The 10,885-nt window shown below is 44.9% G+C and carries 10 protein-coding genes; 6 read left to right on the forward strand and 4 right to left on the reverse strand.

Annotated features, from left to right (window positions below; translation table 11 throughout):
- A partial coding sequence (locus IM477_RS23165) for a helix-turn-helix domain-containing protein (protein WP_072024880.1) occupies positions 1-56 on the reverse strand: 56 nt, incomplete at its 3' end.
- Between the two features lie 152 nt (positions 57-208).
- A complete protein-coding gene (locus IM477_RS16540; RefSeq protein ID WP_287732679.1) occupies positions 209-409 on the reverse strand; it encodes a hypothetical protein in 201 nt (66 codons plus the stop codon).
- 126 nt (positions 410-535) lie between these two features.
- Here IM477_RS16540 and IM477_RS16545 point away from each other — a divergent pair, with 126 nt between their 5' ends.
- Positions 536-1,540, forward strand: coding sequence for a PEP-CTERM sorting domain-containing protein (locus IM477_RS16545; protein WP_287732659.1), 1,005 nt, complete (start codon positions 536-538; stop codon positions 1,538-1,540).
- Positions 1,541-2,006: 466 nt separating this feature from the next.
- Entirely contained in the window at positions 2,007-3,515 is a 1,509-nt protein-coding gene (locus IM477_RS16550; RefSeq protein WP_287732660.1) for a helicase C-terminal domain-containing protein, read from the forward strand.
- Position 3,516: 1 nt separating this feature from the next.
- Here the strand turns inward: IM477_RS16550 and IM477_RS16555 are convergent, their stop codons facing one another.
- Positions 3,517-5,076: an FAD-dependent oxidoreductase gene (locus tag IM477_RS16555; RefSeq protein ID WP_287732661.1), complete on the reverse strand. Its 1,560-nt coding sequence runs from the start codon at positions 5,074-5,076 to the stop codon at positions 3,517-3,519.
- A 164-nt stretch (positions 5,077-5,240) separates the two neighbouring features.
- Complete coding sequence (locus IM477_RS16560) at positions 5,241-5,576, reverse strand: hypothetical protein (RefSeq protein ID WP_002783895.1); 336 nt, start codon at positions 5,574-5,576, stop codon at positions 5,241-5,243.
- Between the two features lie 176 nt (positions 5,577-5,752).
- Here IM477_RS16560 and IM477_RS16565 point away from each other — a divergent pair, with 176 nt between their 5' ends.
- The 4 genes from IM477_RS16565 (at position 5,753) to IM477_RS16580 (ending at position 10,664) form a co-directional block, all read left to right on the forward strand.
- Positions 5,753-7,354 (forward strand): 2-isopropylmalate synthase, encoded by a 1,602-nt coding sequence (locus IM477_RS16565; protein WP_287732662.1) that lies wholly within the window; start codon positions 5,753-5,755, stop codon positions 7,352-7,354.
- A gap of 721 nt (positions 7,355-8,075) precedes the next feature.
- Positions 8,076-9,326, forward strand: a complete 1,251-nt coding sequence (rpoD, locus tag IM477_RS16570) for an RNA polymerase sigma factor RpoD (protein WP_287732663.1) — start codon at positions 8,076-8,078, stop codon at positions 9,324-9,326.
- A gap of 214 nt (positions 9,327-9,540) precedes the next feature.
- Complete coding sequence (gene rpsT / locus IM477_RS16575) at positions 9,541-9,834, forward strand: 30S ribosomal protein S20 (RefSeq protein ID WP_002737368.1); 294 nt, start codon at positions 9,541-9,543, stop codon at positions 9,832-9,834.
- A gap of 50 nt (positions 9,835-9,884) precedes the next feature.
- Positions 9,885-10,664: a TatD family hydrolase gene (locus tag IM477_RS16580; RefSeq protein ID WP_287732664.1), complete on the forward strand. Its 780-nt coding sequence runs from the start codon at positions 9,885-9,887 to the stop codon at positions 10,662-10,664.
- Positions 10,665-10,885: the final 221 nt, after the last annotated feature.

Genomic DNA, 10,885 nt, shown 5'->3' on the forward strand with positions numbered 1-10,885 from the left:
AATAGCGACTCTTGTTCGGGTGTGGGGTAAAATCGAAACGAATAGGCTTTTTCCATACCTCACATTTTAGCATATATTTCGTAAACGATGCTCATATTTAACAGTAAAGCCGTCGTAGAACGACGGGGTTTCAGACCCAAATTTTCCGATGAATAGATATGCAGTCTATTAGCAGTTATCTTAACAGTGAGATACGAAGTTTCTGGTTTTAGAGAACGACGGAACGGCGGAACGTCGGAATATTATCTGTATCTGATCGTCCAGAGATGATGACAAATACCGCCATAGGGCTCTTCGTTACTTGGTATGATTCGATCAGGGGGCATAAATCGACTAAATCCTTATCCGGCAAGAGACTTAATTGATTAGCTCGTTCTAGATCGAAAAAAATTGGCAAAAATCGCCGAATGTCTTTCTATATAAGGGTTTCATCCCTTATAACCCCCCTCCATTGCATAACACAAACCGAAGAACCCGCCATACTTCATCTTCATGATAAACGCTATAATCTGAAAGTTGTTGCCAGTTGCTCATCATGAAAAAACTTGCTTATTCATTGCTCCCCCTAGGGATTACTTTTGGACTTTGCCTAAACATTGCCCCTGCTTCCGCTGGTTTCATAGTACGAGAAGTCATTCCCGACGCTGCCCTTTCTATTGACGGCTTCGGTAGTACAACTAATAGTGGACTTATTCAAGCCAATATACCCACAGGTTCTACTATTCAGAGGGCTTATCTCTATGCCGCTTCCGTCTGGGATAAAAGTCCAGTTTACGACGTAATTTTTCATGGGACGACACTTCCCGTGAGTTCAGCAACTATTCTTAGTCCGAATAGTAACCCAGCTACCACCGCCCGTTGGGATGTTACCAGTATCATCGCCTCATCTTTTACGGGAGGACTCCAAAACTTTAATATCGTTGAGAATGGCGATAACGATGGTGAGGTTCTTGTTGTTGCCTACAGCAATCCTTCTACCCAAGGTTTTACCTCCGTTATCTTGGACGGGGAACTGTCCACCACAGGAGACACAGTTCAGTTTAATTTTGCTAGTCCTTACACTGGAGGAGATTTTCTGGTTTCACTCGCCTCTAGTTTCAGCCGTCAACCGAGTGGGCAATTCACCCAGATTGATGTAACCACTAATTCGACCAATAATCGACGATTGACCACAAGTGCAGGAGGACAGGATGACGGTGAAGGAGCCGACGGAGCCTTAATAACTGTTGGGGGAATAGATGATGACCCTACTAACCCCGGCCCATTCGATTCCCCCCTCCTTGGACCGAGAATCGATGATGAATACTATAACCTCGCTCTCGGCAACAGCGATAATACCGCTCCTTTTATCTCACCTGGAGATAAATACCTGCGCTTAACAACACAGAACCCAACCGGTGATGATAACGTTTTTGGGCTGTTTATCACCAGTGGATTTAAGATCACTGCCACTCCCGTCCCCGAACCATCGATGACACTGGGTATTTTCGGTATCGGTGCCATCGGTATCTTACTATCTCGTCGTGGTAAAAAATCCTAAGCTGCCCGCGAATTTAAATTGCTTGTTGAGATGAGGCAAGAGTGCCTCTTGCCTCCTACTCCCCTCTCCCAGAACGGGAGAGGGGTTGGGGGTGAGGGCAATTAACTATCTCTGCCATTACTCTTGAAAAATGGTAAGTAGTCGGACATAAATTCTGTTGTCTATCTTAAGAAATGTAAATTGCCGCAATTCTTACTGACGACCGACTCCTGACTCCTGACGACCGGCTACTGACTCCTTACCCTACAGTTAACTTTACTTTTGTCCAACTACTTATAATACTAAATCCGGTTATTAAAGACTGATTATTCATTCCCCCTTTTGCATGAGTGCCTCTTGCATGAGTGCCTGTCCTGATATGTAGCCTATACTCAACGGATTAAATCACCCTAAGGGACTCTCGGACTGCAATCAGTGGCAAAATCAAGGCTATGATCGATCACTGATAACCAATAACTGAGATGAGATGGTTTTATTAGAAGCAGCGGTTCATTCTTCCCTACGCGCTTTTTTACGGGAACAAGGGCGCTTTTACTGGTCTCATCATCTCACTATGGGGCGACTGGTGGCTAGAGCTTTACGCCTAAAACGTTCCTCTCTCATACAAACTGGAACTACTCTCCCCCGTTATTGTCTCAGTTATCTCACCCCAGCTCTTTTAGCTAATACACCTGTTCTAATTGTTGCCCCGGAGTCAGAAGTCAACCTACTGTTAGAAGTGGAAATCCCCCATCTGCAAGCATGGTTACAAACTCAGCGAGATATCCTCAAAAGTGATCGCTTTCCCGCTAATTTTACCGGTTTACTCCTCACCACACCCCAACAATGGTTAGAGGATAAATTGGACAATCTCGGTCATTTTCCCCAGAATATCCCCACGATAATCGATCGATCCGAAGATTTAGAAACTTGTCTAGTAGATTATCTCACCGTCACCATTACTCCCGAACAATGGTTCGCTTTAGGGTCAGCATATCCCCAGCATAGAGAGATTATAGACTTAATTAAAGCACAACTTAGCCAAAGTATTCTTGGTCATCCAATTAATCCCTATAATTGCTATCTTATTGATGCCAAAGAAAAAGAATATATAATTGCTCTCCTGCAACGCTTGGATCAAGACTTAGCCACTGATTCTGCTTGGCAACTTTTAGCGGCAAAAATCCCCGAGCATAATTATCTCCTCTGGACATCAGTAGATCGAGAGCGAGAAGAATTTACCCTAAAAATCAGCCCTTTGGAGGTGGCTAGTTTTTTCAAACCAATTTGGCAGCAGCAACCCTTTGTTTTAATCGGCAGTTTTTTAGATAGCGAAAAATCCGCTAATTTATACCGTCAAAATCAGGGTATCGGAGAAATTTTAACTCTAAAGTTTGCAGCTGATCGCGAAAGTGAATATATTCATTTATATCTACCCGATCGCATCAGCGCCCCCAACACACCCGAATTTCAACCGATGTTATTAAAGCAAGTGCGAGAATTAGTTAGTGCTAATCATACCAGTGAACAACCGATAGTAATCCTCATTGAAGATGTTCCCCTCAAGGCACAAATTGCTACCCAAATCGCAGCCGATTACGGTTCGCGAGTGCAAGTGGAAAAAACTGAGATTAATAATAATACTATTCTGGTTTGTGGTTGGCAATTCTGGCAAACCCATCAAGAAAAATTTCCGACTCCCAGTTTATTAATTATCGCTACTTTACCCTTACCATCCCCCGAAAATCCTCTCGTTGCTGGCAAAATTGCTTACTACAAACGACAACATCTCGACTGGTTTCGTGCCTATCTTTTACCCACAGCAGTGAGGGAAATTCAGAAATCTGTCCAGTCTCTCCGGGAGTGTCAAGGTTGTGTGGCTGTCCTCGATAATCGTGTCAATGCCCGCAGTTATGGCCGACAAATTCTCTCCGCTTTAGAACCCTATGCTAAAGTTAATTATCTCGATCAACAATTTTTTCAAGATAAAGATTAAATCAGTTATCAGTTATCAGTTCACTGATAAAATCTCCCCCAGAACCATATTTCCAACTGTCTAAATAACGATGGTAAAGATATTTTTGCTTGTCGGGTAACTTTTCTAAAACAGGTTTTAAGGTGGCTGCCAAGGGATATAAACCACTATACAAAGCTAAATTAAAATAATGTCCCGTCCAATCGATAAAAGGACTGATACCCACTTGCGGAATCATCGGTAAAACTAATTGAGGATTAACCAAAGGCAAAGTTTTTGAGAGGGAAGAAAACTGCACCACATCCTGTAAAAACGGTTTTAATACCTCATCTCCCAACTTATCCATTACCAGAAAAACTCCACTCATTAAGTCATTAATTTGATTGGGATTAGGGTTAGCATATATCTGGACACTCATGGTTTTTTGAAATAGCCACGTTAGCGATATATTCGGTTGATAGGGTTGTAAAAGGGCTAAATCTTCTCGGTTTAAAGCATCGATTTGTAAAGCTTCCTCGATGCCGAAAGTTAGCCTTTTTAAATGCCTGACCATTGCCCCAAAACCACCAAAACTTACCGGAGATTGACTACCGCTACTATCTCCCACTGCCAGAATTCTTGACCAAGGCATTTTTAAAGGACTTTGACGATAGGCAGGGAAAAAACCCGCTAGAAAACGCTGAAATTTTACCGCTTCTAAATCCACCTTTTGATACTCCGGCAGTAATCTTAAATACTCCTCCATCAAAAATTCTAAACTAAAGCGATCGGGATGGGTATCGAGATAGGTAAATAAATAAGTTGTCCGACCATCCCTAGCGGGAAATGCTTCCCAAAAGTATTGACATTGGTGCAAGATTGGGGTAAAAGAATAAATCAAATCACCAGTTTCATTACTGGGAAAACCCTGACCGCAACTACCCACCACTAAACAAACTCCATCCGGTTTTTCTCCTTTTCTTGCCTGTTTTGCAATTGCTGAAAAATGACCCATGGCATCGATTAATAAACGGGTTTTTAAAGTCACTTCTCCCGTTTTAACCATTACTCCATCTGGATGAACAATCGCCCCGCTAAACCCCGAATTTTCTAATAACTTTCCTCCCGCTTGCAAAAACTTATTTTTTAAAGTCTCTAGCAAATAAACCGGATCAACACCGATATTTAAAATATCTCTGACCCAAAGCTCATAACCTTGATAAAATCCCACCCTAGCAGGATTATATTCCGTCGCTATCGCTTGATTTAATTCAGCTTCGGTCAATAAATCTAACTCTAAAAAACTGCTTAATTCTAAACGTGAAATATTCCACTCCTGCTCACGACCGCGCAGAATACCTCTTTCTAATAATGCCACACGCCAGCCCCTAGTTTGCAAAGCAGCCCCGATGAAAATTCCCAGGGTTCCCCCCGCAATCACTAGATCAAAATCCGTCTCTCCTAAAAATTCTTGACTTTGATTAATTACCGCAGGAATAACCGGATTTTCTAAGCTCAAAGCTTGCCAAGCTCGATCGCTGGCTCGCAATTGTTGTAAACTCTGAGGAGATACTCGATCGAGTAAAGATGCAACTAAAGACATAATCTTATATCAGTTATCAGTTATCAGTTATCAAATGTGAGTTTTCAGTTATCAGTTCACTGTTTACTGACTGATCACTGAAAAAATCCCCCTTCTAGCCGTTTCCTAACAGCAAATACTTGCCATCTCACCATTAAGATAACTGCTCTATCCAAACGATAAACCTATTTAGATTGGAAAAACTTTTTCCCTTCTTCAATAAGTTTATTAATATCCTTGAGAGAAACTCCGAAAATTGCTAAAACTCCCGTAAAGACTAACAAAAAACCGATAAAACTATTCCGATCATAGAGAAATAAACCCACCAAAACGATAAAATAGGGAGAGAGAATTTTACTAATATTTTCAACTACAGTAACCACCTCTGGCGGGGGAGTCTCCACAAGATTAATATCAGTTTTATCCTGATCTGGTTCGAGATTTTGCTTAATCGAAAACATCACCTCCTGTAGGTCTTTTACCTCCGGTGGGTTCGGTTCTTTCGCTGGTTTGCCAAACATTGTTAACTCCCTCGCCAATTTATCTATATCCTCTATGGTAGCCAAAAAAAGGGCAAGCGGGAAAAGCGCGAGCAAGTCGATAAATTCTCAGCGCAATTTTCCTTAACAACCCCCTCGGCCTCGGCTGCTATAATCAGAGGAACAACTCCCAAGTTCGTTAACGGTACAAAAAAACTATGAATACCAGTCCAGACCGTGTGATTATCTTCGATACCACCCTTCGAGATGGGGAACAGTCCCCGGGTGCCGCTTTAAATGTGGATGAGAAGCTAACCATAGCCCGCGCACTGGCACGACTGGGAGTTGATGTCATTGAAGCGGGTTTTCCCCACGCTAGTCCGGGGGACTTTGATGCGGTGCAGAAAATTGCCGCCAGCGTCGGCAGCGAAGCTGATAGCCCGATTATTTGCGGATTAGCCCGCACTACTCAAAAAGATATCAAATCTGCCGCCGATGCGCTCAGACCCGCCGCCAAGCCCAGAATTCACACCTTCCTAGCCACATCCGATATCCACCTCCAATACAAACTTAAGAAGACCCGTCAGGAAGTTCTTGAGATTGTGCCGGAAATGGTGGCCTATGCCAAATCCTTCGTTGATGATGTGGAATTTTCCCCCGAAGATGCCGGTCGCAGCGATCCGGACTTCCTCTATCAAGTCCTCGAAAGAGCGATCGCCGCAGGAGCCACCACCGTTAACATTCCCGATACCGTCGGTTACACCACCCCCAGCGAATTTGGGGCTTTAATCCGGGGAATTAAGGAAAATGTCCCCAATATCGACCAAGCGATTATCTCCGTCCATGGTCACGACGATTTAGGGTTAGCGGTGGCTAATTTCCTCGAAGCAGTTAAAAATGGCGCTCGTCAGTTGGAATGCACCATTAACGGTATCGGTGAGCGCGCCGGTAATGCTTCCCTAGAAGAATTGGTGATGGCCCTTCATGTCCGGCGCTCCTATTTTAATCCTTTCCTTGGTCGTCCAGCAGAGTCCACGGAACCTTTAACCAAGATCAACACCAAGGAAATCTATCGCACTTCTCGCCTAGTTTCTAATCTTACCGGCATGATCGTGCAACCGAATAAGGCGATCGTCGGTGCTAACGCTTTCGCACACGAGTCGGGAATCCATCAGGACGGGGTGTTAAAACATAAACTCACCTATGAGATTATGGATGCAGAATCGATCGGTTTAACCCATAATCAGATCGTCCTCGGTAAACTCTCCGGCCGCAACGCTTTCCGCTCTCGTTTACAGGAATTGGGTTTTGAACTTTCGGAAACGGAACTTAATAACGCTTTTATCCAGTTTAAAGAAATGGCCGATCGCAAAAAGGAAATCACCGATCGCGATCTAGAAGCTATTGTTAACGATGAAATCGATACGGTTCCCGATCACTTCCGCCTTGAGCTAGTACAAGTGTCCTGCGGGAATAGTGCCCGGCCCACGGCCACGGTAACGATTCGCACTCCCGACGGTAGCGAGTTATCCGATGCGGCCATTGGGACAGGGCCAGTGGATGCTCTCTGCAAAGCGATTGATCGAGTGGTGCAGATTCCTAACGAATTAATCTCTTTCTCGGTGCGGGAAGTTACCGAGGGAATCGATGCTTTAGGAGAAGTGACTATCCGTCTCCGTTACGAAGGACGCACCTATTCTGCTCGCGCGGCCGATACCGATATTATTGTCGCCTCCGCTCGCGCCTACGTCAGTGCCTTAAACCGTCTCCATGTCGCACTGCAGCAGAAGGAAAAAACCCCAGAAATGCTACAAGTCTAGATAGGGTTTGCTGAACAATTTGGTCGGTGGGGTTAGGAGTCAGTTATCAGTTATCAGTTATCAGTTATCAGTTATCAGTTATCAGTTATCAGTTCACTGAGAAAACTCCCCACACCCTACACCCCACTTCCCCATCACCCCACACCCATCTCCCCATGGCGCTGTTGGAGAAAATCTTAAATTTGTCTCGAAAATTTCTAAAATGTTGCTAAGTTAATATTATGAGCTTGCGCTCTATTATCATGGTGCATATGTACCAAAACCAGATTCCCCTAAAAGCAATGAGGGATGAAATTTATCCGTAAGAATCCGATCAAATTAAATACAATGGCTAAGGACTAAAGGAATTAGCAAGGGCCAATAGGGATGCTGTTCCCCTTGCCATTGGGAACAGTTAACCCACCCCATAATTCCTTTGATTGTTAGCTATCCGGTCAACACCGCAGACAATCGGGTGATCGGATTTCATTCCTCCAGCCATTTACCCAATTTTTGCAGGAGCCAGATTATGAATTGACCGAGCTAAAACAGCATTCCGTGTCGCTAAAATCGCATCGACACAAGAGAATTTAAGCAAAGATCTTCTCCCATTTGTTGTAATTAAAGCTACAATCGGAAAAGTCTTTCCCCGTCTCGGATTGGAGACACAAATTCGTTCAGTATCACCTAGATTGAGATTCGATCTTCTAGTTTTGCACAGAAGGAGCAAGAGGAAAACGGCATGACGCAGGCCCACAATGTACTAACCCTTACCGAGCCGCAATTGGATTTAGATTTGATTGACCTAGACGAAGACTTCGATGATGAGGATATCGAGTTAGAGCTAGAAGAAACCAGCGATAGCAACGATGGCAAAAAAACCCGCCGCCTTGCCAGCGCTCGTCGTCGCGACGCGGCCAGAAAAAAACCCTATACGGAAGATTCGATTCGGATTTATCTGCAAGAGATCGGCAGGATTCGGTTATTGAGAGCGGAGGAGGAGATCGAATTAGCGAGAAAAATCGCCGATCTACTGAAATTAGAACGTATTCGCGAAGATTTTCGCCTCTATACCGATGCTGAATGGGGAAAACAGGTGTTCTTGTTCGAGCACATCGAAAAAATTATCGCAGAAAAATCGGAAAAAGAACCGAAATTATCGGATATTAAGGCTTATTTAGGTAAGACGGAGCTAATGGCTCCCCTGGTGGAAGAATGGCTGGCGAAATCAAAGGAATACTTATCGGCCTTTAAGCGTCGTTTGTACCATGGTCGTCGCGCTAAGGAAAAAATGGTACAATCGAACCTGCGTTTAGTGGTTTCCATCGCCAAGAAATACATGAATCGCGGTCTTTCCTTCCAAGATTTAATTCAAGAAGGTTCCCTCGGTTTGATCCGCGCCGCCGAAAAATTCGACCACGAAAAGGGTTATAAATTCTCCACCTATGCCACTTGGTGGATTCGTCAAGCCATCACCCGGGCGATCGCCGATCAATCCCGCACCATTAGACTTCCCGTCCACCTCTACGAAACCATCTCCCGGATCAAAAAAACCACCAAGATTCTTTCTCAGGAAATGCGTCGCAAACCCACCGAGGAAGAAATCGCCACCAAGATGGAGATGACCATTGAAAAACTGCGTTTTATTGCTAAATCTGCCCAATTACCTATTTCTCTAGAGACTCCCATCGGTAAAGAAGAAGATTCCCGTTTAGGAGACTTTATCGAAGCGGATGGGGAAACCCCAGAAGATGAAGTTTCTAAAAATTTATTACGCGAGGATTTAGAAAACGTCCTCGATACCCTTAGTCCTCGCGAACGCGATGTGCTGCGTCTGCGCTACGGTTTAGATGACGGCCGGATGAAAACACTCGAAGAAATCGGCCAGATTTTCAACGTCACTCGCGAGCGCATTCGTCAAATAGAAGCCAAGGCCCTGCGGAAACTGCGTCACCCTAACCGTAATAGTATCCTCAAAGAGTACATTCGTTAACTTCCCGTCCTTAAAAAACTAGAAACTGAGCCTCAAGGAGACTCAGTTTTACAGTCATCTACACTTCCCCATCGGTGGGAACCTAATCCTGAAAATATCTCTGGGGTTGCCCCAATCTTGTCCAGAAAACTCTTGCAACAAATAGCACAAATCTGTTATTATGGTTTGTCTGTGTCCCGATTAACCATACCAGTATTGAGAACAAGAAACGACTGTGGCTAATACAAAGTCTGCACTCAAACGAGTCCAAATCTCCGAAAGAAATCGTCTCCGCAACAAAGCGTACAAGTCAGCCGTAAGAACCCTGATCAAAAAATGTCTTGTCGCTGTCTCGGCCTACGGAGCCAACCCCAGCCCAGAAGGGCTAGAAAGCGCCCAACAAGCTCTATCGGAAGCTTACAGTAAAATCGATAAAGCCGTCAAGCGCAACGTCTTGCACCGGAACAACGGCGCTAGAAAAAAAGCCGGTTTAGCCAAAGCTTTGCAAAAAGTTAGCCAAGCTTCCTAAGAAACGAGTAAGCTGTAATCAGGACAGACGCAACAAGCGATCGGGGGTCGATGCAATTAATAGATACGCACGTTCATTTGAACTTTGACGTTTTGCAAGCCGACTTGCCCGCTATCTCCGAACGTTGGCGAAGTGTGGGAGTCGTTCATCTGGTTCACTCCTGTGTCGAACCGGAGGAGTTTGCAGCGATTAAAGCCATTGCCGATCAATTTGAGGAAATTTCCTTCGCCGTCGGTTTACATCCCCTAGATGCCCAAAAATGGCGAGATAATAGTGCCGATCAGATCGAATCCCTAGCCCGATCTGATCGGCGCGTCGTGGCGATCGGGGAAATGGGTTTAGACTTCTATAAAGCGGATAATCAAGAGCAGCAAAAACAGGTCTTTTGGACGCAATTAGAAATCGCCCATCGTCTCGATAAACCCGTGATTATCCATTGTCGAGATGCAGCCCCGGTCATGCGGGAGGAAATCATCGCCTTTCGGCAACAAGTGGGCAAAATTCGCGGCGTGATGCACTGCTGGACTGGCAACCCCGAAGAAACTCAATGGTTTTTAGATTTGGGTTTTTACATCAGCTTTAGCGGCATTGTCACCTTCAAAAACAGTAAAACCGTGCAAGCTGCCGCCCAAATTGTCCCCAGCGATCGCCTACTGATCGAAACCGATTGCCCCTTTCTCTCACCCAATCCCCACCGCGGTAAACCTTGTGAACCCTCTTTCGTCTTCCATGTGGCCGAAACCGTCGCCCGTCTGCGCGGCTATCCGGTCGAAACCCTAGCCGAACAAACCACCCAGAACGCCCGCAACTTATTTCAACTCCCCAGTTAAAAAACATAGTTTATTAGCACAGAGCAGGGGACGGGGAAATGGGGAAATGGGGAAATGGGGGAATTCAACTAAAACCCTAAAACCCCAAAACCCTAAAACCCCAAAACCCTAAAACCCTAAAACCCCAACACCCTAAAACCCTAAAACCCCAAAACCCAACCCCTAAAAACCCCGATCTCCGAGAGCAATTCCCGACCGTCGCTATCGTGTCATCAGCCCTT

This window comes from Microcystis sp. M090S1, assembly GCF_020246295.1.
Classification (GTDB): domain Bacteria; phylum Cyanobacteriota; class Cyanobacteriia; order Cyanobacteriales; family Microcystaceae; genus Microcystis; species Microcystis aeruginosa.

Bases quoted from the DNA above. Each gene is read 5' to 3' on its own strand.
- IM477_RS16555 (WP_287732661.1), bottom strand. From the start codon at position 5,076: ATGTCTTTAGTTGCATCTTTACTCGATCGAGTATCTCCTCAGAGTTTA.
- IM477_RS16565 (WP_287732662.1), top strand. From the start codon at position 5,753: ATGAATACCAGTCCAGACCGTGTGATTATCTTCGATACCACCCTTCGA.
- rpoD (WP_287732663.1), top strand. From the start codon at position 8,076: ATGACGCAGGCCCACAATGTACTAACCCTTACCGAGCCGCAATTGGAT.
- IM477_RS16545 (WP_287732659.1), top strand. From the start codon at position 536: ATGAAAAAACTTGCTTATTCATTGCTCCCCCTAGGGATTACTTTTGGA.
- IM477_RS16580 (WP_287732664.1), top strand. From the start codon at position 9,885: ATGCAATTAATAGATACGCACGTTCATTTGAACTTTGACGTTTTGCAA.
- IM477_RS16560 (WP_002783895.1), bottom strand. From the start codon at position 5,576: ATGTTTGGCAAACCAGCGAAAGAACCGAACCCACCGGAGGTAAAAGAC.
- IM477_RS16550 (WP_287732660.1), top strand. From the start codon at position 2,007: ATGGTTTTATTAGAAGCAGCGGTTCATTCTTCCCTACGCGCTTTTTTA.